Origin of the sequence: Microbacterium enclense (assembly GCF_001456955.1) — a bacterium.
GTDB lineage: Bacteria > Actinomycetota > Actinomycetes > Actinomycetales > Microbacteriaceae > Microbacterium > Microbacterium enclense.
In genome coordinates, this window is sequence record NZ_KQ758474.1 from 1 (window position 1) to 24,665 (window position 24,665).

At 70.1% G+C, this 24,665-nt stretch carries 24 protein-coding genes and 1 tRNA gene; 13 read left to right on the forward strand and 12 right to left on the reverse strand.

Annotated elements, in window-relative coordinates:
• Window positions 1-559 precede the first annotated feature (559 nt).
• Window positions 560-2,062: an HNH endonuclease gene (locus AS029_RS14285; protein WP_058233276.1), complete on the forward strand. Its 1,503-nt coding sequence runs from the start codon at window positions 560-562 to the stop codon at window positions 2,060-2,062.
• Window positions 2,063-2,142: 80 nt separating this feature from the next.
• On the forward strand, window positions 2,143-2,400 hold the full coding sequence (locus tag AS029_RS14290) for a hypothetical protein (protein WP_058233277.1): 258 nt from the start codon (window positions 2,143-2,145) through the stop codon (window positions 2,398-2,400).
• Window positions 2,401-2,433: 33 nt separating this feature from the next.
• On the opposite strand, the gene AS029_RS14295 is transcribed toward AS029_RS14290, so the two are convergent.
• Complete coding sequence (locus tag AS029_RS14295; protein ID WP_058233278.1) at window positions 2,434-3,021, reverse strand: GyrI-like domain-containing protein; 588 nt, start codon at window positions 3,019-3,021, stop codon at window positions 2,434-2,436.
• Between the two features lie 605 nt (window positions 3,022-3,626).
• The gene (locus tag AS029_RS14300) at window positions 3,627-7,070 is read right to left on the reverse strand and encodes a bifunctional proline dehydrogenase/L-glutamate gamma-semialdehyde dehydrogenase (protein ID WP_058233279.1); all 3,444 of its coding nucleotides are present in this window, start codon (window positions 7,068-7,070) and stop codon (window positions 3,627-3,629) included.
• A 99-nt stretch (window positions 7,071-7,169) separates the two neighbouring features.
• On the opposite strand from AS029_RS14300, the gene AS029_RS14305 reads away from it, so the two are divergent.
• Window positions 7,170-8,057 (forward strand): LysR family transcriptional regulator, encoded by an 888-nt coding sequence (locus AS029_RS14305; protein ID WP_058233280.1) that lies wholly within the window; start codon window positions 7,170-7,172, stop codon window positions 8,055-8,057.
• A gap of 8 nt (window positions 8,058-8,065) precedes the next feature.
• Here the strand turns inward: AS029_RS14305 and aztD are convergent, their stop codons facing one another.
• Genes aztD through aztB form a run of 4 tightly spaced genes read right to left on the reverse strand, consistent with a single transcriptional unit; the run spans window position 8,066 to window position 12,314 of the window.
• On the reverse strand, window positions 8,066-9,283 hold the full coding sequence (gene aztD, locus AS029_RS14310; RefSeq protein WP_058233281.1) for a zinc metallochaperone AztD: 1,218 nt from the start codon (window positions 9,281-9,283) through the stop codon (window positions 8,066-8,068).
• Between the two features lie 33 nt (window positions 9,284-9,316).
• The gene (gene aztC / locus AS029_RS14315) at window positions 9,317-10,216 is read right to left on the reverse strand and encodes a zinc ABC transporter substrate-binding protein AztC (RefSeq protein ID WP_058233282.1); all 900 of its coding nucleotides are present in this window, start codon (window positions 10,214-10,216) and stop codon (window positions 9,317-9,319) included.
• A 1-nt stretch (window position 10,217) separates the two neighbouring features.
• The gene (locus AS029_RS14320; RefSeq protein ID WP_058233283.1) at window positions 10,218-11,444 is read right to left on the reverse strand and encodes a hypothetical protein; all 1,227 of its coding nucleotides are present in this window, start codon (window positions 11,442-11,444) and stop codon (window positions 10,218-10,220) included.
• 15 nt (window positions 11,445-11,459) lie between these two features.
• Window positions 11,460-12,314 carry a zinc ABC transporter permease AztB gene (gene aztB, locus AS029_RS14325; RefSeq protein WP_058233284.1) on the reverse strand — a complete coding sequence of 285 codons (855 nt, stop codon included), beginning with the start codon at window positions 12,312-12,314 and terminating at the stop codon, window positions 11,460-11,462.
• A gap of 55 nt (window positions 12,315-12,369) precedes the next feature.
• Here aztB and aztA point away from each other — a divergent pair, with 55 nt between their 5' ends.
• The gene (aztA, locus tag AS029_RS14330; protein ID WP_058233285.1) at window positions 12,370-13,041 is read left to right on the forward strand and encodes a zinc ABC transporter ATP-binding protein AztA; all 672 of its coding nucleotides are present in this window, start codon (window positions 12,370-12,372) and stop codon (window positions 13,039-13,041) included.
• Here aztA and AS029_RS14335 read toward each other — a convergent pair.
• A complete protein-coding gene (locus AS029_RS14335) occupies window positions 13,013-13,447 on the reverse strand; it encodes a MarR family winged helix-turn-helix transcriptional regulator (RefSeq protein WP_058233286.1) in 435 nt (144 codons plus the stop codon). The two genes, aztA and AS029_RS14335, sit on opposite strands and share 29 nt — an antisense overlap.
• Window positions 13,448-13,588: 141 nt before the next feature.
• Between AS029_RS14335 and AS029_RS14340 the strand changes: the two genes are divergently transcribed.
• Together AS029_RS14340 and AS029_RS14345 are read left to right on the forward strand one after the other, a co-directional pair.
• Window positions 13,589-13,948, forward strand: a complete 360-nt coding sequence (locus AS029_RS14340; protein WP_058233287.1) for a DUF7882 family protein — start codon at window positions 13,589-13,591, stop codon at window positions 13,946-13,948.
• 85 nt (window positions 13,949-14,033) lie between these two features.
• The gene (locus tag AS029_RS14345) at window positions 14,034-14,381 is read left to right on the forward strand and encodes a hypothetical protein (protein WP_058233288.1); all 348 of its coding nucleotides are present in this window, start codon (window positions 14,034-14,036) and stop codon (window positions 14,379-14,381) included.
• A 56-nt stretch (window positions 14,382-14,437) separates the two neighbouring features.
• On the opposite strand, the gene AS029_RS14350 is transcribed toward AS029_RS14345, so the two are convergent.
• Together AS029_RS14350 and AS029_RS14355 are read right to left on the reverse strand one after the other, a co-directional pair.
• Window positions 14,438-14,519: transfer RNA gene (locus AS029_RS14350), tRNA-Tyr, on the reverse strand.
• A 98-nt stretch (window positions 14,520-14,617) separates the two neighbouring features.
• Window positions 14,618-15,118: an FBP domain-containing protein gene (locus tag AS029_RS14355; protein ID WP_058233289.1), complete on the reverse strand. Its 501-nt coding sequence runs from the start codon at window positions 15,116-15,118 to the stop codon at window positions 14,618-14,620.
• A 38-nt stretch (window positions 15,119-15,156) separates the two neighbouring features.
• Here AS029_RS14355 and AS029_RS14360 point away from each other — a divergent pair, with 38 nt between their 5' ends.
• The 4 genes from AS029_RS14360 to AS029_RS17710 are packed head-to-tail and all read left to right on the forward strand — an operon-like array spanning window position 15,157 to window position 17,388.
• Window positions 15,157-16,092, forward strand: coding sequence for a GNAT family N-acetyltransferase (locus AS029_RS14360; RefSeq protein ID WP_058233290.1), 936 nt, complete (start codon window positions 15,157-15,159; stop codon window positions 16,090-16,092).
• Window positions 16,093-16,101: 9 nt separating this feature from the next.
• Window positions 16,102-16,590 (forward strand): YajQ family cyclic di-GMP-binding protein, encoded by a 489-nt coding sequence (locus AS029_RS14365; RefSeq protein ID WP_058233291.1) that lies wholly within the window; start codon window positions 16,102-16,104, stop codon window positions 16,588-16,590.
• Window positions 16,591-16,612: 22 nt separating this feature from the next.
• Window positions 16,613-17,254, forward strand: a complete 642-nt coding sequence (locus AS029_RS14370) for a dihydrofolate reductase family protein (RefSeq protein ID WP_058233292.1) — start codon at window positions 16,613-16,615, stop codon at window positions 17,252-17,254.
• Complete coding sequence (locus tag AS029_RS17710) at window positions 17,251-17,388, forward strand: hypothetical protein (protein WP_167345283.1); 138 nt, start codon at window positions 17,251-17,253, stop codon at window positions 17,386-17,388. The genes AS029_RS14370 and AS029_RS17710 overlap by 4 nt, the downstream gene beginning before the upstream one ends.
• A gap of 11 nt (window positions 17,389-17,399) precedes the next feature.
• On the opposite strand, the gene AS029_RS17715 is transcribed toward AS029_RS17710, so the two are convergent.
• Both AS029_RS17715 and AS029_RS14375 read right to left on the reverse strand, forming a co-directional pair.
• Window positions 17,400-17,540, reverse strand: a complete 141-nt coding sequence (locus AS029_RS17715) for a hypothetical protein (RefSeq protein ID WP_167345284.1) — start codon at window positions 17,538-17,540, stop codon at window positions 17,400-17,402.
• 109 nt (window positions 17,541-17,649) lie between these two features.
• Window positions 17,650-19,347, reverse strand: a complete 1,698-nt coding sequence (locus AS029_RS14375; RefSeq protein WP_058233293.1) for an AMP-binding protein — start codon at window positions 19,345-19,347, stop codon at window positions 17,650-17,652.
• 114 nt (window positions 19,348-19,461) lie between these two features.
• On the opposite strand from AS029_RS14375, the gene AS029_RS14380 reads away from it, so the two are divergent.
• Complete coding sequence (locus AS029_RS14380) at window positions 19,462-21,084, forward strand: SNIPE associated domain-containing protein (protein WP_175456671.1); 1,623 nt, start codon at window positions 19,462-19,464, stop codon at window positions 21,082-21,084.
• 3 nt (window positions 21,085-21,087) lie between these two features.
• On the opposite strand, the gene AS029_RS14385 is transcribed toward AS029_RS14380, so the two are convergent.
• On the reverse strand, window positions 21,088-22,119 hold the full coding sequence (locus AS029_RS14385; RefSeq protein WP_058233295.1) for a LacI family DNA-binding transcriptional regulator: 1,032 nt from the start codon (window positions 22,117-22,119) through the stop codon (window positions 21,088-21,090).
• 158 nt (window positions 22,120-22,277) lie between these two features.
• Between AS029_RS14385 and AS029_RS14390 the strand changes: the two genes are divergently transcribed.
• Window positions 22,278-23,213, forward strand: a complete 936-nt coding sequence (locus AS029_RS14390; protein ID WP_058233296.1) for a dihydrodipicolinate synthase family protein — start codon at window positions 22,278-22,280, stop codon at window positions 23,211-23,213.
• A gap of 73 nt (window positions 23,214-23,286) precedes the next feature.
• A complete protein-coding gene (locus tag AS029_RS14395; RefSeq protein ID WP_082642321.1) occupies window positions 23,287-24,603 on the forward strand; it encodes an Nramp family divalent metal transporter in 1,317 nt (438 codons plus the stop codon).
• The last annotated feature ends 62 nt before the right edge of the window (window positions 24,604-24,665 follow it).

Here is a 24,665-nt window from a genome sequence, read left to right on the forward strand (position 1 = left end):
GTCAGCGGCATCGGCGGGCAGAACGCGGCCATGGCGGCGTTGGAGATCCTCGGCGGGTGCGGGTGAGGCGGGCTGCGGGCTGCGGGCGGCGGGGGTGTTGGTGGCGTTGCCGTGAGGCGGCGGGGGTGTTGGTCGCGCTGCAGTGAGGCGGCGTGGGTGCTGGTGGCGTGGCAGTGAGGCGGCGGGGGTGTTGGTGGCGTGGCAGTGAGGCGGCGGGGGTGTTGGTGGCGTGGCAGTGAGGCGGCGGGGGTGTTGGTGGCGTGGCAGTGAGGCGGCGGGGGAGATCCTCGGCGGGTGAGCGCGAGGCGGGGGCGTTGGTGGCGCTGCAGTGAGACGGCGCGGGGTGTTGGTGGCGCTGCAGTGAGGCGGCGCGCCGGTGACGCGTCGGGCGCGTGGCGGGTGGCGGTGGCTTCGGGGGCCTCCTTGCATCGCGATACAGCGGCGCGGTGCTGATGCTGGCGCTGACGCTGTGAGGCCTGCTCGCGGCCACCGGGTGAAATCGAATGAGGTCGAGGTGAGCATCATCGCGTCATTCGAACATAGTTTCTAAACTAGAGCCATGACCGATCTCCACTCCCCGGATGTCGACCTCTCCGGCGAAGACGAGTCCGTCCGTCTGCGCGAGCTCGTCGAGCACATCCGGGCCGACACGGTCGAGTTGGCGCGCGTGCACGCGGGGCTCATTCGTCACAGGGCGGCGGTCATGCACATCGCGTTGGAACAGGTCGCTCGATGCGCATCCCGCCGCTCACGCGAGCGGGAACTCCCGGTGCGTTCAGTGGCGCTGGACATCGCCGCCGCAACGCAGACCCACGACCTCACCGTGCAGAAAGAGCTGGGCGAAGCGCACACGCTCACCGAGAAGTTCGCCGCGACGGTCGACGCCCTCGAGTCCGGACGCATCAGCATGCGGCACGCGCACGCAGTTCTCGACACGGGCGCTGCGATCGACGACGACGACACCCGGAGGGGGTGGGAACAGGTCGTCCTGACGCGCGCAGAACGCGACTCCCCTGGCCGCACGCGGGCCTTCGCACGGGAGTTGGCCGAGAGCGTGCAGCCGGTCGGCATGACCGCTCGACACGCGCGAGCCGCGGAAGAACGGGGGGTGAGCGTGCGAGACCTCGCCGACGGGATGGCTGAGCTGAGCATCATCCTGCCGGCGACGGTCGCGTACGGCATTCGCGATCGGTTGCGGCGGCAGGCCGCGGCGATACGTGCGGCATGCGCGGCGACAGACGCCTCAGACGGGCACCAGGCGCTCGGCGCGTCTGTCGCCCCTCTCCTCGCCGCCGACGCGATCGACGTGGCGCCGGACTCGTCCATAGGTGGATTGCTTGCGAGTACGCCCTCCGGTTCCACGATCGACGTGACGCCGGGCGACATCGCCGACGGCGGCGCGGACTCCCGCCCGGTGCGCGACGAACGCACCCTCGCCCAGATCGGCGCCGACGTGTGCGCCGACCTCCTGCTCACCGGCGCGCCAACGATGGACCCGACAGACGACGACACGTGCCCCGGCGGCCTCGGCGCGATCCGTGCGCACGTGCAGATCACCGTCCCGGTGCTCACCTTGCTCGGGCGCACCGACGCAGGAGCGGCGCTCGCGGGCCGGAGCCCCATCGATCCGGGCACCGCCCGCCGTCTCGCGGCACGCGCACCCGGCTGGGACCGCGTGATGTGCGACCCCGTCGCCGGCACGGTGCTCGAGGTCGACCGCTACAGCCCCACCGCGGCGCAGCGCCGATACCTCGCCGCGCGCGACCAGCACTGCCGGGCCCCCGGATGCCGTGCACCCCTGTCGCGATGCCAGATCGATCACAATCACGAAGCACGCGACGGTGGGGCGACGACGCTGGCGAACCTTGCTCACCTCTGTGTTCGACATCACACGCTCAAGACGGAGACCGCGTGGACCGTCTCGCAGCAACCCGACGGCACCCTTGGATTTGTCAGCCCACTCGGCCAGAGAATCGAAGAGGCTCCGCCGCCGCGCGTCCTGTTCCTCCCCGACGGTGACGACCTGGCCGCCGGCACGCCATCGGATCCGCCGCCCTTCTGAGTGGCGACGTTGCCGGAGCGTTCGCGTCGGGAAGCATGCCGGGTACAACGACCTCTCATTGATGGGACAGCGTGGCGCAAATGGACGGCTTGAGCCGAGCCCTCGGCGGAGACGTCGACGCGACAGCAGTACTTCTGACGGCGGACGATGCGACCGTTGACAACCGACTTCGCCGCCGCGAGTTCGGACCTGCGATCGAGGCACACCTCGCTCGGAGCCGACGCGCCGCCGACGAACTCGACGCCCTCGACGTCGCCATCCGCATCGCCACCGACGGCCGCACACCGCCCGACATCGCGCGCCAACTCCTCACCGCAGCGCAATGGCTCGACGGCTGACCTAGCGATAGCACTCAGAGAGACTGCGCCGCGTCAGACGGCGACAACCGGCTGCTGCAGTTCGGTGACCCAATCTGCCTGGTCGTCGGAGGCGGCCCGCACGTAGAGCTCTCGGCACGGGCCGGACGGCACGAGCCCGCGGTCGAGGATCTGCGCGTGAACAAACTGCCAACTCTCGCCGATTCGCTCCATCGGCCCCAGATGGATGCCGCATATCGCCACCTCGACGGCGGGCAGCTCGACGATCTCGACACCGTCGCGCGCCCCACCGGAGTACAGGTATCCCGCGAGCACCTCCGTTCCGTCCTCGCGAGCGGCGTACTGCGCGATGGGGGTGTCGAGAGCGCCCGTCTGCGCACCGATGACGGCGGCGACGGCGTCGAAGGTCGGTCCGACGACATTCGCCATCTCGGCACCGTCCGCAACCAACCGGCGACGGGCGGCCAAGCGAACGGCGGGCAGGGACTTCTGGACGATCTCGATGTCTCGCATGTGCTTCTCTCTCTCGATGAGGTGGAGGCGTCGCTCCACGTCGACGAGCCGCGCGGCCGCGATCCGATGCTCGCGCTCGACCTCGATGCGACGCTCGCGGAGCAGGAGGGTGATGCGATCCGCATCCACCCCTGGTCCAGGATCGACGCGACATCGTCGAGGCCGAAGCCGAGCTGCCGCAGCGCCACGATCCGGTGCAGCTGCGCACGCAGGTGGGCGAGCCGGTCACCTCGCCCCAGACGGCGGCCGGAACACCGGTTCCGGCCTCGGTGCGACTCGCGGCCGAGCGGCTCGCGGCGACGGGCGCGATCTGACCCGGCCCGACACGACCGGGGCCCTGGCCGGGCATGACCGTGTCCCCGGCCCGGCACGACCGGGCTCCGGCCCGTGACGGCACACGTCCTGCACAACCGCCCGAGCCGCCCTCTCGCGTTGCCACACACGTGCTTACTGCCACACACGTGCTTAGGGAGTTGTGCGCCCGCACAAGGCTCCCGACGAGTGCTGGCCCGGCAGGGTGACCGCCGCCGGCGCGGCACGACCCCGGCACAACCGCCGCCGGCGCGGCAGGACTCCGGCACGACCGCCCTCGGTGTCCCGCGACGCGTCCGCACGGGCGTTCCTGCAGGAGGTGTGCGCGCCGACGGATACGGCGCCCCAGGCCCTCACGTCCGCGGATCGACCGAACGTCGACGGGCGGGGCCGCCCGAGAACGACCCCGCCCGTCTGCCGTCTCAGCGCGCGGCGACCAACGGCGGCACCTCGTACCGCCGCGGGGTGCCGAAGCGGTGCGCCGTGACCGATACAGCCTGCTCGCGCAGGAACGGCAGCAGCTCGACGTGTCCCGCGCGGGTGACCTCCCCGGCGTAGACCGCGACCGACGGCGAACCGCCCGTCGCCTCGGCCACCGCGCGCGCGGAACCGCCGAGCAGACGGACGCGCCCGCCGGTGCGAGCCAGGCGTGCGGCTCGACGGCCCCAGTCGGCGGCGTCCTCGACGGCGGCGCGCACGCCGACACCCTCCAGCCACGCGCGCACGGCGGGCGTGAGCTCGGTCGCGGAGCTCACGGTCACGGCGGAGCCGGCCCGCACCCCCGCGGCGACGACGCGCACGAGAGCGGACGACGAGGCGTCCTCGAGCCGCACGGTCACCGGTACCGCGGCATAGCGCAGCACGTTCTGCTCCGATTCCAGAGCGGTCACGTCACGAGCGAGCGAGAACTCCGACGTCCACGCCGCCGCATCGCCGGCGAGAGCGGATGCCAGCCACTCGCGGTCGTCCGCGGGCACGGCCGCCAGTGCGGGGGCGGCGAGGGCGTCGGGGGTGCGAGGCGCAGAGGCGTCGGCATCCGCCCACGTGCCGAAGCCGAACAGGTAGTGCGGACCGCCGGCCTTGGTGCCCGCGCCGACGGCCGACTTCTTCCACCCGCCGAAGGGCTGGCGCTGCACGATCGCGCCCGTGGTGCCGCGGTTGACATAGATGTTGCCCGCCTCGATACGCGCGAGCCACGTGTCGATCTCGGAGGCGTCCAGGGCGTGCAGGCCCGAGGTGAGTCCGTACTCGATGGCGTTGACGATCTCGATGGCCTCCTCCAGCGTCTCGGCCGTCATGATGCCCAGCACCGGGCCGAAGTACTCGGTGCGATGGAAGGCGCTCCCGGGCTGCACGCCTTCGCGGATGCCGGGGCGCCACAGCATCCCCTCGTCGTCGAGCTTCTGCGGCTCGACCACCCAGCGCTGGCCGGGCTCCAGCGTGGTCAGCGCCGAGAGCAGCTTGCCCTGCGCCGGCTCGATCAGGGGTCCGATGCGCGAGGACTCGTCCCACGGCATCCCGACCTCGAGAGAGGTCACCGCGTCGACGAGCTGGTCGCGGAAGCGGCGGGAGCGGGCGACGGAGCCGACGAGCACGACGAGGGATGCCGCGGAGCACTTCTGTCCGGCATGCCCGAAGGCCGACATCGCGACGTCCTTCGCGGCGAGGTCGAGGTCGGCGCTGGGGGTGACGATCACGGCGTTCTTGCCGCTCGTCTCGGCCAGCAGCGGCAGGTCGGGGCGGAAGGAACGGAACAGCTCGGCGGTCTCGTACGCGCCGGTGAGCACGACCCGCTCGACGGCGGGATGCGTCAGCAGCTGCCGGCCGAGGTCGCTCTCGGACACCTGCACGAGCTTCAGCACCTCGCGCGGGACCCCTGCCTCCCACAGCGCCTCGACCATGACCGCACCGGAGCGCTCGGAGAGACCCGCGGGCTTGCTGACCACGGCGGAACCCGCGGCCAGCGCCGCGAGGGTGGAACCGGCAGGGATCGCGACGGGGAAGTTCCACGGCGGGGTGACCACCGTGACGCCCACCGGGGTGAAGGTCGCGCCGTCGACGGCTTCGAGGGTGCGCGCCTGCTCGGCGTAGTAGTGCGCGAAGTCAATCGCCTCCGACACCTCGGGGTCGCTCTGCTCGATGACCTTGCCGCACTCGGCGCCCATGACCTCGAGCAGGTCGGCGCGGCGCTTCTCCAGCGCGTCGCCCGCGCGGTGCAGGATCTCGGCGCGACCGGCGGCCCCGAGCGAGCGCCAGGCGGCGGCGGCGTCCGCGGCATCCTGGATCAGCGCGGTCAGAGCGGCTTCGTCGGTCACCGTGTGCGCGGCGATGGTCGCGCGGCCGAGGTCGGAGCCCTGCATGCGCTCGATGATCGCTCGACTCCAGGCGCGGTTCGCCGCGATCGCGGGGTCGGAGTCAGGGGTGTTGCGGAAGCCGTGCGTCGGCGCGGGCGCGGCCGGGGCCGTGCGATCCTGCACGCGGTTCGATGCCGGCACTCCCTCGGGCATGTCGGCGAGGGATGCCAAGAAGCGGTCGCGCTCACGGGCGAACAGCGCCTCGTGGGTATCGAGGTCGAACACCGCCGACATGAAGTTCTCGCTCGACGCCCCCTCCTCGAGACGACGGATGAGGTATGCGATCGCGACGTCGAACTCCTGCGGGTGCACGACGGGGGTGTACAGCAGGATCGACCCGACGGTGCGGCGCACGACGGCCTGCTGCGCCGTGGCCATGCCGAGCAGCATCTCGACCTCGATACCCCCGACGACTCCCCGCCGCTCCGCGAGAAGCCAGGCCAGGGCGACGTCGAAGAGGTTGTGGCCCGCGACGCCGATCCGCACGTTCTCGGTGTGCTCCGGCCGCAGCGCGTAGTCGAGCACCGCCTTGTATGACGCGTCGGTCGCCTGCTTCGACGGCCAGGTGGCGAGCGGCCAGTCGTGCACGTCGGCATCCACGCGCTCCATCGGCAGATTCGCGCCCTTGACGACGCGCACCTTGATCGGCGCGCCCCCGGATGCCACCCGCGCGGCGGTCCACTCCTGCAGGCGGATCATGGCGGCGAGCGCATCGGGCAGGTAGGCCTGCAGCACGATGCCTGCCTCGACACCCTGGAACTCCGGCTCACCGAGCAGCGTCTCGAAGACCGCGAGGGTGAGGTCGAGGTCCTTGAACTCCTCCATGTCGAGGTTGAGGAAGGTGCCGGTCTCCTTCGCCACGCGGTACAGCGGGCGCAGGGCCGTGACCGCGTCGGCGACGGCGGCGTCGAACGCCCACGGCGTGTGCGGCGCGACGGTCGACGAGACCTTGATCGAGACGTAGTCCACGTCGTCGCGGGCGAGGAGCTTCCGCGTGCCCTCGAGCCGGCGAGCGGCCTCCTTCTTGCCGAGGATCGCCTCACCCAGCAGGTTCACGTTGAGCCGGATGCCGTCGCCCCGCCCGCGGATCGAGGTGATGGCGTCGCCGAGCTTGCGGTCGCTGGCGTCGACGATGAGATGACGCACCATCGAACGCAGCGCCATGCGAGCGGCGGGCACCACGACCTGCGGCACGAGAGGCGCCGCGAAGGCGCCGAGGCGGATCGCCGCCTTCAGGTGCAGCGGCAGGAAGCCGGGGATCAGCGGAGTCAGGGCGGCGAGGTTGCGCGCGGCGACGCGGACGTCCTCGGGGCGGACCACACCGTCGACGAATCCGACGGTGAAGTCGAGTCCGTGCGGGTCGCGCAGCACGCCGGCCAGGCGCTGAGCCGACACGTCCACCGGCTCCTCGCGGCTCGCGGCGAGCCAGCGGCGCACGAGCGCGATCGCCTCGTCGGCGAGCTCGTGCGGCGAGACGAGCGCGGCGGTGGTGTGCTGATCGGTGAGCGACATGGCGATCCTTTCGTGGATGCCCTCAGCATGAGGCCGGCATCCCGTCAGCAAAAGCGATGATTACCGACGGATAATGATCGACAAAGCCGAAGGGACGACATGTTCGATCTGCGCCGCCTCCGCCTGCTGCACGAACTCTCGCTGCGCGGCACGCTCGCCGCCGTCGCCGAAGCGCTCTCGTACAGCCCGTCGACCATCTCCCAGCAGCTCTCCCTCCTCGAGAAGGAGGCAGGGGTGAAGCTTCTCGAACCCGACGGGCGCCGGTTGCGGCTCACCGCGCAGGGCGCCGCGCTCGCCGCCCACGCGGCCCACATGCTCGCAGCCGACGAGGCCGCGCGCGCCGAGCTCGAGCGTCTGCGTCCCTCCCTCGCTCCGGTGCGGGTCGCCGTCATGCAGTCCGCCGCCCACGGCCTGCTCCCCCGCGCCCTCGACGCGCTGGCCGCGAGCGAGCCGCAGCTGCGCATCGAGATCGCCGAGCTCGCCCCCGAGGAAGGACTCTTCGAGGTCGCCGCCCGCGGGTTCGACCTCGCCGTCGCCGAGCAGTACCCCGGCCACACCCGCGAGCACCGCGACGGCATCGAGCGCAGCCTCCTGGGCCGGGATGCCATCCGCCTCGCCGTCTCGCGCGACGACCCCGCGCAGCGACTCGACGATCTGCGCGGCCGCGCCTGGGTGATGGAGCCGGTGGGCACCGCCGCCCGGCAGTGGGCGACGCAGCAGTGCCGCGCCGTCGGGTTCGAGCCCGACGTGCGCTTGGAGATGGCCGACCTGACCGCGCACGTACGGCTCGTGGCATCCGGTCACGCCGTCGGCATGATCCCCGACCTCGTCTTCGCGGGCGACACCCCCGCGGTGCGCCTGGTCGATCTGCCGGGCGAGCCGCGTCGCGAGGTGTTCACGGCCGTCCGTCGCGGAACGGCCGACCGCCCCGGCGTACGCGCGGTGCGCGGGGCACTGCAGGTGGCGTACGACCGGGGCGGTCGGTGAGTGACGGGTTACTTGGTCAGGGCGATCTCGTTCGGCGTCACGTCGAGCGTCACGCTCTTGACGACCTCACCCGTGGTGAGGTCGACCGCGTGCACGGCGTTCTTCGCGGGCTCGGTCACGTAGGCGATGTCGCCCGAGACCTTGATCGCGGGGTGCGCGTCCTGCCACTCGGCCGGGCCCTCCCACGCGCCGATGACGGGGAACTCCTCGGTGAACGCGCCCTTCTCCAGGTCGATGACGTGGATCGCGCCGTCGGAGGCGAGGATGTAGCCGAGGTCGCTCGGCCCGCGCGCCAGGTCGCGGAACGTGTACTCGGCCCCCTCGGGCATGTCGACGACGGTCTGCGTCTTGGCCTCGGTGTCGATCAGCGCGACGCGGTGCAGCAGGTAGCCCTCGGCATCCCGATCGTCCTTGTAGTCGCCGAGCACGAGCGGGCTGGTGTCGGTCACGAAGATGTTGCCCATGCGGCCGTACGGCTGGTCGGGGGCGTCGATCTTGGTGATCTCGCCGTCGGCGTAGACGAGGGCGCCGTTCTCGCAGCCGAAGACCACGACCTCCTTCTGCGCGGTGCCCTCGCCGTGCACGCCGGGGCAGGTCGCGTTCTCGGCGACGGTGGCGCCCGAGGCGTCCTTCACGACGATGCCGGTGCGGCCGTTGGCGTTGCCGACGGTCGTGACGAACGAGCCGTCTTCGAGCGCGATCGACACGCCGTGGTGCGCCTCGACGCCCGGGATGGTCTCGGACGCGGGGAGCTCGTCGGTGGATGCCAACAGGGCATCGGTGTCGAAGATGGTCGAGTCGCTCGTGCCGTCCGCGTAGAGGACCGTCTTGCCGCCGTGGGTCACGACGTGTCCGGGCTTGGATGCCGGGAAGACGAGGTCGGTGAGCTCGGGCTCGGCGTCGGAGGTGCCGGCATCCAGCACCTGGAAGCCCGCGCTCGTGGTGACCATGACGTGGCGGCCGTCGCCCGCGGAGTTCAGACGGGTGAACTCCTCGGAGGTGAAGTCGCCGAGCGTCTCGAGGCTCTCGCCGTCGAGCACGACGATGCCGCCCGGGTACGACAGGGCGACGCGGGTGCTCGACTCGGCCGGGGCGCTGGAGGCGGGCGCGGCCGAGCCGCTGCCCGTGCCGCCGGCGCACGCCGACAGGCCGACGGTCGCGCCGATCGCGAGTGCGAGCAGGCCCGCGCGACGCAAGCCGTCCGCGCGGAAGGAGGAACTGCGCATGTGATTTCTCTTTCTGGGTGTCGGGCCGGCCGCTCAGGGCGACAGGCCGGAGGTGATGCGCTCCGTGTTGACGCGCATCATGGTCAGATAGTCGGGCGCGCCGCCGGAGGCGTCGGTCAGCGACTCGGTGAAGAGCTCGGTCACCGTCACCTGGCGATCCGCCTCGTCGGCGAGCGCACGGACGAGCCGGTCGGGCGAGGAGGACTCCGCGAAGATCGTTGGCACCCCGGCCTCGTCGATCGCCGACACGAGGTCGGCCAGATCGCTCGTGCTGGGTGCGGCCAGCGTCGTGCCGCCGGGGATGACGGCCCCGACGACGCGGAAGCCGAAGCGGTCGGCGAGATACCCGAAGACGTGGTGGTTGGTCACGAGCGCCCGCCGGTCGGCCGGGATGGCCGCGAAGGCGGTCGTCATCTCGGCGTCCAGGGTCTCGAGGTCGGCGCGATACGCGGCGGCGTGCTCGGTCACCGCGGGAGCGCCGAGCCCTTCGAGAACGGGGGTGAGCGCATCGACGACGGCGATCATCTGCGCGGGGTCGGTCCAGAAGTGCGGGTCGTCGGCACCGTCGGCGTCGGTCGAGGTGTACGGCAGCACCGTGACGGCGTCTCCCGCGACGAAGGTCTGCACCCCCTCGGATGCCGCCGCGTCGAGGTGCTGCTGCAGCCCCTCTTCGAGCCCGAGGCCGTTGGCCACGAGCAGGTCGGCCGAGCGCATGCGCGCGGCCTCGGCGGCCGAGATCTCGAACGAGTGCGGGTCGGCACCGGGGCGCATGAGCGTCATCACCTCGACGTCGTCGCCGACGAGGTGCGACACGACGTCGCCGAGGATGTTCGTCGTGACCACGACGAGGGGACGATCGGATGCCGCTCCCCCGGCGCACCCGGTGAGGGCGAGCAGGGCACCGGTCAGCGCTACGGCGAGCAGTCTGCGCATCTCAGCGCCCCGTCTCGGCCACGAAGAGCGGCGTGCGCTCGGGCGTGAACTCGCGCGCGACGCGGGCGTCGTCGGCGAAGTCGATCTCCCACATGCGCCCCTCGGACGGACCGTTGAGGTAGGCGCGCTGCTGGTCGGCGATCAGGCTGACCGGCTGCCCGGCGGCGAGGCTCGCGCCCACGAGGGCGGGCGATGCCGCGCGCTGCGCGCCCGTCTCGCCGTCGAGCACCAGCACGCGTCCGTCGGGGGTCAGGGCGAGGAGGTTCGCGTCCTTGTCGTCGACGGCGGTGACCTGCACGACCGGCTCCGGTGTGGGCAGAAGCGTCCACGCGCGCTCTCGCGTGTCGAGCATCCAGACGCCGGCGCCGTCGGCGATCGCCGCGACCGTCGGGCGCCCCTCGCGGTTGGCGAAGGCGGTGGCTCGCGACGCGGTCGCGCCCGCCGGGTACGGGATGCGCTCCACCGCGGGCTTCTCCTCCTCGACGGTGACGAGCAGGGCGCCGTCCTGGCATCCGATGACCGCGCCGACGCGGGTGGTGATCGTTCCGGAGGGTTCGACGCACGGGGTCGGCTCGCCTAGCGGCGTTCCGTCGGCCGTGTGCAGCGTGACCTGGCCGGCAGCGGCGACCGCCGCGAACGAACCGGCGGGAACCACGAGTCCGTCGCCCGGTGTCGCGGAGATGCGGAAGTCCTCGACGATCTCGCCCTTCGACAGGGCCTCGGTGTCGAGCAGCACGGCCTCACCGGAGTCGGGGAAGAACAGCCCGGTTCCCCCGGTGGTCGACGAGTTCGATGTCGACACCGTGGCCGCCCCGCTGCCGCGCACGTCGCCCAGCACCTTCGCCTCCGCGCGGTAGTAGTGGAAGTGGTCGACGTGGTCCCAGGTCCACACCCCGCTGTCGACGATCGAGACACCCGTCTCGTCGGAGGCGAACAGGTAACGACCGTCGGAGTGCACAGAGACGGGCGCGCGGACCGTCCCGAGGTCGGCGGTGGTCTCGTCGAGCAGGTCGAAATGCGTCACGTGCCCCGCGCCGTCGATGGAGGTCAGACCGACGGCGGGCTCCGCCACCTCGGCGGCTCCGGCGATCTCGCCGTGCGTGTCGGCGGTCGGTTCGGTCGTCGGGTCGGGGGCGGTCGTCACGGCCGGAGCGGCGCAGCCGGCGAGGGCCACGAGCAGCAGCGCACCGAGGGGCGCGAGCCGTCGGGGGGAGGCGGGGTGGAGCATGGGGGGCTTTCTGGATCAGGCGGGAAGGAGGACAGGGGATGCCACGCGCCGGCGCACCACGTCACGGCACGCGCGAAGGGCCCACGACACTCCGGCAGCGGCGATGGCCGAGGCGGCGATGGTCGCGCCCGCGGCGGTGGCGGCATGCCACGAGACGAGCAGGCCCGCGGCGACCGAGACGGCGCCGATCGCGGCGGCGAGCGCCATGGTGGTCGGAATGCGGTGCGTCCACTGGCGCGCGGCGACCGCGGGCGCGACGAGCAGGCCGACGACGAGCAGCGATCCCACCGCCTGGTACGAGGCGACGACGGCCAGCGTCACGAGCCCGACGAGAACCGTCTGGGCGACGCGGGGCCCGAGGCCGAGCACACGCGCGACGCGCTCGTCGACGGCGAGCGCGACAAGACTGCGGTGAGCCAGCAGCGCGGCGACGACGCCGATGACCACGGCGACGGCCAGGACGATGAGATCGCCCACCCCGATGGCGAGGATGTCGCCGAAGAGGATGGCCGTGGCATCCGTCGCGAAGCTCCCGGCGTGCGAAATGACGATCACCCCGAGCGCGAGCATGCCGACGAACAGCAGTCCGATGCTCGTGTCATAGGAGAGCCTGGCCCGCCGCTGCAACGCCCCGATGCCGAGGCTCATCGCAACGGCGCTCACCGCGGCCCCCAGCAGCACGGGCAGTCCGAGCACCGTCGCCAGAGCGACGCCGGGCAGCATGCCGTGCGCGAGCGCCTCTCCGAGGAACGCCATTCCCCGCACGATCACCCAGGTTCCGGCGATCGCGCACAGGATCGCCACGAGAACGCCGCCGAGCAGGGCGCGCTGCACGAACTCGAGCGAGAAGGGATCGGAGAGCCAGGACACGGTGCCCGACGCTAGCGAGAATGAGAACGATTCTCAAACTCGTATACTGGATGCCATGCCCCTCACTGCCGTCGTCGCGCGCGCCATCCGAGTCGACTTCGGCGGTACGCCGGCACTGAGCGGCGTCGACCTCGACGTCGCGGCCGGAGCACTCACGGTTCTCGTGGGCCCGAACGGCGCGGGGAAGTCGACGCTTCTCGAGGTGCTCGCCGGCGCACGGGAACCGTCGTCGGGACGGGTCGACGTCGGCACACGCTCACGCGCCTTCGTCCCCCAGCGCGCCGCCGTCTCGGAGCACCTGCCCCTCACCGTGCGCGAGATGGTGTCGGTGGGCGCATGGGGACGCACCGGGGCGTTCCGCCGCCTCACCGCCGACGACCGGGCTGCGATCGCCGGGGCCATGGAGCGTCTCGACGTCCTGCCCCTGGCGCGACGACCCTTCGCGTCGCTGTCCGGCGGCCAGCGCCAACGCGCGCTGCTGGCGCAGGGCCTGGCACGCGAGGCCGACATCCTCTTCCTCGACGAGCCCACGACCGGCCTCGACGCGGCGAGCGCGGAGCGCAATCGCGCCGCCATCGTGCACGAGCGACGTCGCGGTGCCACCGTCGTCTGCGTAAGCCATGACGCGCGCCTCATCGGCGACGCCGATCAGGTGGTGGAACTCGACGCCGGCAGGGTGGTCGGCGCGCGTGAGGGAGTCACGCCCGCGTGCGAACCCGTTCGGTGATGCGCGCCAGCATCTCCGCGGCCGCGCGCGCGACATCGGCGGGCTCGGATGCCACGGCGGACGCGACCTCGCGGGGGAAGCGACGCAGAGCCACCCACGGCTCGGCATCGAGGTCGATCTCGAGGTAGATGTGGTTGACGCGCCGGTCCTGCTCGTCGAGCTCCCGCCGCAACAGTCCGCGACCGATCAAGCGGTCGACGAGGGTCGTGACACCGGCAGCGGTCACGCCGAGGTGACCGCGGAGGACCGAGGGACGGATGCCGGGATCTTCACCGATCCGCGCCAGGGCCGCCGCCTCGAGATCGCTGACACCGAGGTCGCGGCGGGCCTTCGCGATGGCGTCGTCACGGGCGGCGACGTAGTCGTCGAGGGCCGCCATCAACGCGGACGGAAGCGACAACGGCATCCACCCCCTCGATGCGATCCGGCTGACCGCTCCCCCCACCATAGTGAGAAGACCGAATATTTCACGAAAATAATTAAGTTCGTGAAATACGTGGTAGCTTAGTTGTCAGCCGAACCCGACTGACGACCGAAGGAGATCACCATGGCAACCCTGTACTACGGTTCCGACACGGCACCCATCTCCCTGCCGGATCGCTTGATGGGCTACATCAAGGTCATCGCATCCACGAAGTTGCGCCGCGGGGAGTCTTTCACCCTCACCTGGACGGGAACGGAGGATGCGGAGGGACGCTCCACGATCTGGCTCCAGCCGGCCATTCCCCTCCGCTTCGTCTTCGAGTCCGTCGAGCCCGAGCAGCTCGTCGGCGACTACCTCCGCGCGCTCGCCGACCAGGCGAACGCCGCGTCCGGCCTCGTCGTCGACGTGCGCACGTGGGAGTCCGCCGAAGAGCAGTTCCGCACCCCCGCTCGCGCGGCCGGTCGTCCGGTTCGCGCAGCCTGATCGTTTCGTTTCCCGCACCCGACCCGCTCCGGCCCACGCTGATGTGGGAGCACATGATATTCACGTGCATGGATCGGGGAGAGCGGTGCCGGTACGACCTCTGCTGAACAAAGACCTCCTCGAGGACTGGCTGACCCAGTTCCGCGAGCTCGGCTACCTCACCGGCAGCGAGATCCGCCTGCTCGAGCAGGAGGACGAGTCCGACCCCGACGCGGGCCTGATCGTGGTCGACCTGAGCGGAGCGAAGACGGTCACGTACCTGCAGCCGATCGCCGGCGGCGACGGCGCCTGGAAAGCGACGATGGAGGCGCGCGACGCCACCATCGAGCTCAGCGCCGTCGAGCTGGTCAACCTCGGCAACGAGGTCGTCGTGCTCGGCGCACTGGTGTCGTTCCTCGAGGTGCGGTCGAAAGCGTTGCTGGCGGCCTGCTGACGCACCTGACGAGAGAACGCGAAAAGGGCACCCGATCGGGTGCCCTTTTCTTTCGGTGGCGAGTGAGGGATTCGAACCCCCGAATGCAATGCAGTCTGATTTACAGTCAGATCCCTTTGGCCGCTTGGGTAACTCGCCAGAGTGCGCACCCGCCCGGCTTTCTCAGTCGACCGGAGGCGCGATAGATCACTCTACTATCCCCGCGGCCATGCGTCGAACCACGACCGCGACGCGCGTCAGCGCGCGACCTCGGCGGCGTCCCGCACGCGCGCGACGAACTCCTCGGTGCGACGCTTCGTGCCGTCGATCTTGCGGTCCACGCTCGCGCGGATCTCGCTGGGCGCGAGGGGCGCGGCCAGGCGCACCGTCTCGTGACACGACATGTCGGCGCAGATGTACGTGCCCACAGTGTCGCCGTGCTCGCCGGCCTCGCCCGCCTTGCGGGCGGTGAACAGCGACACCTGATCGCCCGGCTGCATCGTGTGGCAGAGGTTGCACATCGCCGAGCGAGCGCGCGACTGCCCCTCGGCGCCGCGCAGCACCACGCCCGTGGGCTCGCCCTCGTGCTCGGTCACGATGTACGCCCGACCGCGGGTCCGCGGGTCGCGCCAGGCGAGGAAGTCGAGGTGATCCCAGTCGGCCAGGAGGAAGTCGTGCGGCAGGGCGAGCACGCGCAGCTCGTCGGGGGTGGCGTTCACGAATGCGTCCCGGACCTGGTCTTCGGTGAGTGCCTGCATGGCATCCGAGTCTACGAGCGTCTCGGTAGGCTGCGGCGATGGAGCCCTTCGCTTTGCGCACCGAACGATTGGTGATCGATCAGCCCACCGACGACGACGTCGATGACATCACCCGGTACTGCTCCGACCCGGTCTTCGAACACTTCCTGACGATCCCGTGGCCGTACACCCGCGGGGATGCCGTGAGCTTCGTCGACCAGTACGTCACGACCGGATGGGCCGACGACCGCGAGTGGACGTGGGCGATCCGCGAGAACGCGGGCGCTCCCCTGATCGGCGTCATCGGCGTGCGGGTCGAAAGCGGCATGGTGGGGTTCTGGCTCGGTGGAGAGCACCGCGGACGCGGCATCCTGCCGGAAGCCCTCCCCGCGGTCGTCGACGCGATGTTCGCCCGGACGAGCCTCGCGGCCGTGCGATGGGAATGCGTGATCGGCAACGTGGCCTCGATGCGCGTCGCGCAGAAGAGCGGCTTCACCTTCACGGGCCGCAGACCCGGCGAGGTGCGGAGCCGCACCGGCGAGCAGTCGGCATCCTGGACCGGCGTGCTCCGCCGCGACGACGACCGGTCGCCGAAGGACGGCTGGCCGGATCTCCCCCGCGCCCGGCGGGAAGTGCCGCCCGCCCGCCGCACCATCCGGTTGTTCCCGGACTACAGTCGCGACTATCCGCTCTGGGAGAGCTCGACGCCCACGTGGGACGTCGGGTACGCCACCGGCCCCGACGAGTACGGTTTGACGCCCGGCCTGGCGGCCGACCTGGCCCGCTGGCAGGCGTACTGGGAGGCGCATCACCTGCCCGAGACCGGGTGGGAAGCCCAGGATCACCGCCGACAGTGGGTGCGCGAGGGGCGACGCCTCGAGGCGAGGCTCCGCGAAGAGGTGGCCGCCTTCGCCGACGTGCAGAGCGAGTTCGACCTCTCGTCGGACGTCGAGGGCCTGGTGTCCAGGGGCTGCGCGCCGGGGGCTCGCGAATAGAATCGATGCATGGCTGATTCTTCGTTCGACATCGTGTCCAAGATCGACCGGCAGGAAGCCGACAACGCGCTCAACCAGGCCCACAAAGAGGTCGAGCAGCGCTACGACTTCAAGGGCACCGACGCCTCCATCGCGTGGAGCGGCGAGTCGATCGTCATCAAGGCGAACTCCGAGGAGCGCGCCAACGCCGTGCTCGACGTGTTCCAGACCAAGCTCATCAAGCGCGGCATCTCGCTGAAGAGCCTCGAGAGCGGCGAGCCCGTGGCCAGCGGCAAGGAGTACCGCATCACCTCCACGCTGAAGGAGGGCATCTCGCAGGAGAACGCGAAGAAGATCGGCAAGATCATCCGCGACGAGGGACCCAAGGGCGTGAAGTCGCAGATCCAGGGCGACGAGCTGCGCGTGCAGTCGAAGTCGCGCGACGACCTGCAAGAGGTGCAGCGACTGCTCAAGGCCGCCGACCTCGACGTCGACCTGCAGTTCACGAACTACCGCTGAGCTCGTTCGCGAGAGGGATGCCATGGCTGTCCGCGTCGATCTGAACATCTCGCTCGACGGGGTCGCCGCGCCCGCCGATCCGTCGCCCGAGAACCCGATGGGCGAGGACTGGGGTCGCCTGGTCGCCGACTACATGGCGACGAGAACCTTCCGCGAACGTGTGTTCGGCGACACGACAGGCGCCGGCACGACCGGCGTCGACGACCGCTACGCCGCGGCGTACTTCGAGGGCGTCGGCGCCGAGGTGATCGGCGCGGCGATGTTCGGCCTGCATTCCTTCCCCGACGACCCCGACTGGCGTGGGTGGTGGGGCGACGAACCGCCGTTCCGCGTGCCCGTCATCGTCCTCACCCATCGCGAACGCGCGCCCATCGAGTTCGACAACGGCACCCGTTTCGAGTTCTCCTCGAAGAGCATCACGGATGCCGTGGCCCGGGCCCAAAGCCTCGCCGGCGACGCCGACGTGCGGGTGGGCGGGGGGCTGTCGACGGTGCGCGCAGCGCTGGAGGCCGACCTCGTCGACCGCCTCCACGTCGCGGTGCGCCCGGTCATCCTGGGTCGCGGCGGACGACTGTGGGACGACCTGCGCGGTCTCGATACCCGTTACACCGTCACCTCGGAGGTGGCGGAGAGCGGCGTCGTGCACGTCACGTTCGCGCGATGACGCGCCCGCTCGACCCGCGGACGTGCCCGACGTGCGGCGACCCGCTGCGCTTCGAGATCCTCGACGACGAGCGCTTCCTCGTCGCGTGGTCGTGCGTCACCTGCGGCCTCATCCGCACGACCGAACCGGTCTGACGCCGGGCCGGTCAGCCCTCGATGCCGTTGATCAGTTGATCGATCTCGCGCTCGGTCTCGCGGCCCATGACACGCTCCTCCTGGTGCGAGGGCATGTCGCTCTCTTCGTCGACGGTGGGGTTCTCGAACGGCTGCTTCTTCTCGTGGTCCATGCGTCGATGCTCACACGTTCGGTGGGTGCCCGCGAGGGGGTTGCCGACGTCGCGCGCGCCGCAGAGTGGCATCCGTGGGTGCAACGCCGGCCGGGCGGTGTCAACGGCGTCAGCCCCGCAGGGTGGCATCCGTCCATTCGACGCACTCGACCTCACCGCGGGCGACGGCCTCTTCGCGCTGGCGGAGCTCGACGCGGCGGATCTTGCCCGAGATCGTCTTGGGCAGCTCGAAGAACTCCACCCGACGAACCCGCTGGAACGGCGCCAGTCGCTCGCGCGCGAAGCGCAGGATGTCGAGCGCGACCTGCTCCCCCGCCTCGCGTCCGTTCGCCAGCACGATGTACGCCTTCGGCACGGCCAGTCGTAGCTCGTCGGGAGCGGGAACGACCGCCGCCTCGACCACGGCCGGATGCTCGATGAGTACGCTCTCGAGCTCGAACGGGCTGATCTTGTAGTCCGACGCCTTGAACACGTCGTCGGTGCGCCCGATATAGGTGATGCTGCCGGTCTCATCGCGCCGGGCGACATCGCCGGTGTGGAACAGTCCGTCGGCGAAGGCCTCGGCGTTGCGCTCGGGGTCGCCGACGTAGCCGGTCATGAGGTTCAGCGGACGATCGGTGAGGTCGAGGCAGATCTCGCCCTCGTCGGCGCGCTCCCCCGTCAGGGGGTCGACGAGCACGACCGGACAGCCCGGCAGGGGCCGCCCCATCGAGCCGGGCACGAGGTCGGCGCCGGGGGTGTTGGCGACGACCGCGGTCATCTCGGTCTGCCCGTACCCGTCGCGGATGTCGAGTCCCCACGCACGCTGCACCGACGCGATGACCTCGGGGTTGAGCGGCTCCCCCGCCGACACGACCTCGCGCAGCGCCCCGCGTCGGCCGGTGAGGTCGGCCTGGATCAGCATGCGCCACACCGTCGGCGGCGCGCAGAACGTCGTGACACGGTCGGCCTCGAGCTCGGCGAGCAACCGCTCCGCCGAGAACCGCGAGTAGTTGAGTGCGAGCACGGTGGCCCCGGCGATCCACGGCGCGAAGAAGAGGCTCCACGCGTGCTTCGCCCACCCGGGCGAGCTGATCGCGAGGTGCACGTCGCCGGGCTGAAGGCCCAGCCAGTACATCGTGCTGAGGTGGCCGACGGGGTACGACGCGTGCGTGTGCTCCACGAGCTTCGGCTTCGACGTGGTGCCCGAGGTGAAATAGAGCAGCAACCGGTCGTCGGCGGTGGTTCCCGGATGCCGGGCGGGCTCGGCATCCACCGCGAAGGCGTCGTCGTACGTCGCCCACCCAAGGTGCTCGCCGCCCACGACGATTCGTCCGAGACCGTCGGGCAGGTCGTCGAACTTCTCAGCATCCGCCGCGCCGACGATCACGTGGCGGATCTCGGCGCGCTCGATGCGGTCGCCCAGATCGGTCGTGCCCAGCGCGGTGGTGGTCGGGGCGATGACACCGCCGAGCTTCATGATCGCGAGCATCGCCTCCCACAGCTCGACCTGGTTGTTCAGCATCAGCAGCACCGTCTCACCACGGCGGACGTTTCGGGATGCCAACCACGCGGCGACCTGGTCGGAGCGGCGCGCGAGCTCGTCGAAGGTGCGCTGATGGTGGGTGCCGTCGTCGTCGACGACGATCAGCGCGGGGGCGTCGTTGCCGCGCGCCATGGGGTCGAACCAGTCGATCGCCCAGTTGAACGGCCCCTCGAAGCGCGGCCAGGTGAACGCCGCCGCCCGGTGGGGGTCGGTGCGCGCGGCGAGGAGTTCGTCACGCGCGGCCCGGTAGCGCTCGGTGGCGGACGCAGCGGTGGGGGTCATGGTGCTCCTTCGATCGCCAGCGCGTACGCGCGAACTCCTCGACGCTACTCCGTTCCCGCGTTGGAGCGCTCGACGGTCATGGACCATATTGGGGTGACGAAGTGAGGGGCACCAATGACCAGTAACTTGAACCCACCGGCAGGTTGGTTTCCGGATCCGACCGGACGGCACGAACGCCGATATTGGGACGGCGCGACGTGGACGGAGCACGTCTTCACGTCAGGTTCGCAGAGCCTGGACCCACTCACCGCAGCCTCCCCCGGCCAGCTGTCCGAGACCCGCTCCGAAGCGGTTAGCGAGTCGGCTTCTCGTTCTCGCCGAGCGGAGCGGGAGCGTCTTCAGAGGGAGGCTGAGGTGCGGGAAGCGGCGGACCGCAACCATGACGAGGCGCCTTCTCGCGCTGCCGAGCCCGCCCGGTCGCTACAGTCCGCACCGGCGCACGAAGCCACCGAAGTGCGCGAGTTCGTCGACGGCGTCACACCCTCTCAGGGCAAGGTCTCATTCTTCGGCGCCAAGAAGCAGGCGCAGACGTTGATGGTCGAAAACGAGCGACTCGCGGGATTGATATCGCACTACGGACTCGATGATGTCGTCGAACTTGACGATCGCAAGCGTGCGTTGCGTGCGGAGATCGATTCTGCGAAGCGAGAACTCGCGGAACTGCGCGCCGACACCACGAGAGCCATCGCCGAGCGGTCGAGCATCGCCGACGAGGTTGTCGACCTTCGCGATGCCGTGCACCTTCAGGAGTTCGGACTCTTCGATTTCGAGAACCCCGCCGAGTCATCGGTGGCGCTCGGCACGGAGCTTGAATCCGTGCGAACGCAGATAAAGCAACGTGTGCGCACCGGCGAAGCCACGGAGGCCTCGTCGAACTTCGTCTTCAACAACAGCGCAGCGAAAGGGCGCAAGTTCGTCTCTGACATGTCCAAGCTCCTGCTGAGGGCCTATAACGCCGAGGCTGAGAACTGTGTCAAAACGGTGAAGGCAGGCAATCTCGAGGCGGCGCGCAAGCGACTGTCCACGGTGGTCGCGCAGGTCGAGCGACTCGGAACGATGATCGACCTGCGGATCACGTCTGCCTACCACCATCTCCGTCTGAAGGAACTCGAGCTAACGAGTCGCCACTTCCAGGCCGTCCAAGTTGAAAAGGAACTCGAGCGGGCGCGTCGTGAGGAGCTCCGAGAGCAGCGTAAGGCCGAGCAGGAGCTCGCGCGGGAGAAGGAACGCCTGCAGAAAGAACGCGCGCATTATGCCAACGCACTTTCCACGCTCATCGCGAACGGCGACATCGAGGGCGCGGACCGTTTGCGCGCGAAGCTGGCGGACGTGGAGCACGCGATTGAGAATGTCGATTACCGCGCCGCTAATATTCGAGCGGGGTACGTCTACGTCATCAGCAATGTCGGCGCCTTCGGGCCTGATGTCGTCAAGATCGGACTGACTCGACGGCTCGACCCGATGGACCGCGTCAACGAACTGGGTGATGCCTCCGTCCCCTTTCGATTCGACGTACACGCGTTGTTCTTCGCCGACGACGCGGTCTCGATCGAGGCGAAGCTGCACGCACACTTCTCCGCTGATCGAATCAACAAGATCAATCTCCGACGGGAGTATTTCCGAGCGACTCCGGAGCAAGTGCTGGACGCCCTCCGGGAACACAAGGTTGAGATCCTGGAGTACACCATCGACGCCGCGGCGCCCGAGTATCGAAGCTCCCTTGCGGCCGCCGTGTGATGCTCAGGATCTCGGACGCGGAGCGAGCGGAGCCGTCGAGGAGCGCGGGATCAACGTCGGCATGACGCGCTCGATCCGCCCCTCGGAGCCGTCGGCGAGCAGCAGGTCGAGGGCGACCTCGGCGACGCGGTCGAAATGCGTGCGCACCGAGGTGAGGGGCACGGGCAGCCTCGAGACGAGGGGGATGTCGTTGTAGCCGACGATCGACAGGTCGCGGCCCGCCTCCAGCCCGAGCGACTGCGCGACTGTGGAGACGCCGACGGCCAGGTTGTCGTTGGCGGCGAACACCGCGGTGGGCCGGTCCGCCGAGCCGAGCAAACGGTGCCCGGCGTCGATGCCGTGGTCGAGCCCGTACCCCACGGCCAGCACACGCTCCTCGGGCAGGCTCACACCGGCCTCTCGCAGCGCCCGCTCGGCGCCCGCGCGGCGGTCGCGACCGCTCGAGGTGAACCACGGCCCCGTCAAGACGGCGATGTCGCGGTGCCCCAGGTCGAGCAGGTGCCGCACGGCGAGGTAGCCCCCGGTCTCGTCATCGCCGAGCACCGAGGGGCTGACGTCGTCGGTGCGCAGGGCGAGCACGTGCGGGATCCCCCGGTCGCGCAGCGACGCGGGAAGAACGTCGTCCAGCCTGGCCGTCGCGAGCACCAGACCGTCCACGCCGCGATCCAGCAGCGTCTCGGTGGCCCGCCGCTCCTCGTCGGAATCGTCTCCGCAGGTCGCGACGACGGCGAAGTAGCCGCGCCGACGCGATGCGCGCTCGACCGCTTCGAACATGAGCGCCATCACGGCATCCGTGAGACGAGGAACGAGAACGCCGAGGGTGGCGGTCGCGCCCCGGCGGAGACTGGATGCCGAGACGTTGCGCCGGTAGCCGAGCTCGTCGGCCACCGCCCGCACGCGCTTGGCCGTCGCGGACGACGACGGAGGGGTCCGGTCGTCGAGCACCCGGCTGACCGTCGAGATGCTCACCCCGGAGGCCGAGGCGACGTCTTTCAGCGTGACGACGTGACGTTCGCTCACTTCGATGTCGACCATGGCACCTCCTCGCGACCAGCATACCGGCCATCGAAGGATCCTTCCCGGGAACGTTTTCACCGCGACCCTTGACTCGCAGCGGGCTCAGGTGCGCACTTGCAATCGTTCCTGCAAACGTTCTCATCCGGAGGACGCTCGACGAAGAGAAGGAGACGACGATGGTCCTCGACCTCCGTGGCCTGAACCCCGCCCCCGTTACCCCGTTCACCCCCGACGGCGACGTCGACTACGACGCCATTCAGCGCCTGGGCTCGTGGCTCGGCTCGATCGAGGGCGTCAAGAGCCTGGTCGTGCTCGGGCACGCCGGCGAGGGCACGTTCCTCACCGAGAAGGAGCAGCTCGACGTCATCCGCGCGTTCCGCGACTCCGTCGACGACCGCCTGCCGATCATCGCCGGCATCACGAAGGAGGGCAACATCACGGCCGCCCTCGAGGCGAAGGATGCCGCGGCCGCCGGCGCGAAGGGCGCCCTCGTCTACCCCTCGCACGGTTGGCTGCGCTTCGGGTTCCAGCCCGGTGCCCCGCAGACCCGCTACCGCGCCATCTGGGAGGAGTCGGGTCTCGAGGAGATCCTCTTCCAGTACCCCGACAACACCAAGGCGTCGTACGACCTCGACACGCAGCTCGAGATCGCCGGGCAGGAGGGCGTCAACCACACGAAGAACGGCGTGCGCAACATGCGCCGGTGGTACACCGAGATCCCGGCCCTGCGCGCCGCCTACCCCGAGCTGCAGGTGCTGTCGTGCCACGACGAGTACCTCCTCCCCACGATGTTCGACGTCGACGGCCTGCTCGTCGGCTACGGCAACATCGCTCCCGAGCTGCTCGTCGACCTCATCGAGGCAGGCAAAGCGCGCGACTACGCGGCCGCCCACGCCATCCACGAGCGACTGCTCCCGGTGACCAAGGCCGTCTACCACCGCGGCTCCCACATGGAGGGCACCGTCGCCCTCAAGTGGGGTCTGGTGAACCGTGGCATCCTGGATCACGCCACCGTGCGTGAGCCCCTGCTGCCCCTTCCGGCGGGAGCCGACGCCGAGATCGCCGCGGCCTTCGCCTCGGCCGAGCTCGGCAGCGTGGCCGTCCCGGCGTGACCTACCGGGGGCGGTCGGCACGCCGGCCGCCCCTCATGAACCCATCACGTCAACGACGACGGAAGGACCGACCATGAGCGATCGCACCACCCAACGACCTCCCGCGACCCCCGGCACCGGCCACGGACGCATCTCGACAGAGACGGTGCGCAGCATCGTCGACTCCCACCGCACGCGGCGCACCTTCTGGCGGCGCCTCGCCCTCATCGGCCCCGCGTTCGTCGCGGGTGCCTGGCAGTTCGGCCCCGGCAACCTCACCACGGCGATGAACGCCGGAGCGCTCTACGGGTACACCCTCATCTGGGTGATCATCGTCTCGACCATCCTCATGATCTTCCTCACCGACATGAGCGTGCGCCTGGGCATCCGCACCCCCGTCTCGCTGATCTCGTCGATCAAGGATTCCCTCGGCACCTGGGCGGGCGTCGTCGCCGGCATCGGCGTCTTCCTCATCACGCTGTGCTTCTCCGTCGGCAACGCCGTCGGCTCGGGCGTGGGCCTGTCGATGCTCGTCCCCGGCACGTCACCGGTGATGTGGACGGTCATCTGCACCGTGCTCGTCGGCACGATCCTGCTGCTGAAGAAGATCTACGGCGTCGTCGAGAAGATCCTCATCGCCATCGTCGCGCTGATGGCGTTCTGCTTCATCGCCTCGGCCTTCGCCTCGAACCCCGACTGGGCGGCGGCCGGAGCCGGCCTCATCCCCATCGTCCCCGGCGGGGCGTGGCTGCTCATCATCGGTCTCGTCGGAACGAACTTCTCGATCAACGCGGCCTTCTTCGCCTCCTACGGCACCAAGGCGCGACGCCGCGACGAGAGCGAGTACCGCGACATCACGATCGTCGACACCATCCCCGGCATCGTGGCCCCCGGTCTTATGACGGCACTCGTGATCGTGGTCGCGGCATCCGTTCTCGGACAGACCGGCGCCGACACCCCCGGTGCTTTCACGGGCCTGGCCAAGATCTTCGAGCCCGTCGCCGGTCCTGTGGGCGCGTTCATCTTCGCGCTCGGCTTCTTCGGCGCAGCCTTCTCGTCGATGATCCCGAACTGCATCGCGGGCGGAACGATGCTGTCGGATGCCATCGGACGCGGCGCCTCGGCCGAGACGCCGACGGCGCGGCTCGGCAGCGCGTTCATCCTGCTGTTCGGGATCGGCGTGACCCTCGCCTTCGCCGGCACATCCCCCGTGCAGCTGATCGTGATCGCGCAGGCGCTCACCGTGCTGTTCGCCCCGATCCTGGCGGCGCTCATCATCGTGATGGCGAACAACCGGGCGTTGATGGGGCCGCTCCGCAACCGCTGGTGGCAGAACGTCGCCGGCGGAATCGGCCTCATCGCGGTCGTCGCGCTCTCGATCCGACTGCTGGTGAGCCTCATCGGCGGTTGAGATGTATCCCGATGCCGGGCCTGGTCTGCGGATCAGGCCCGGCATCTCGTCGTCGGACGCCT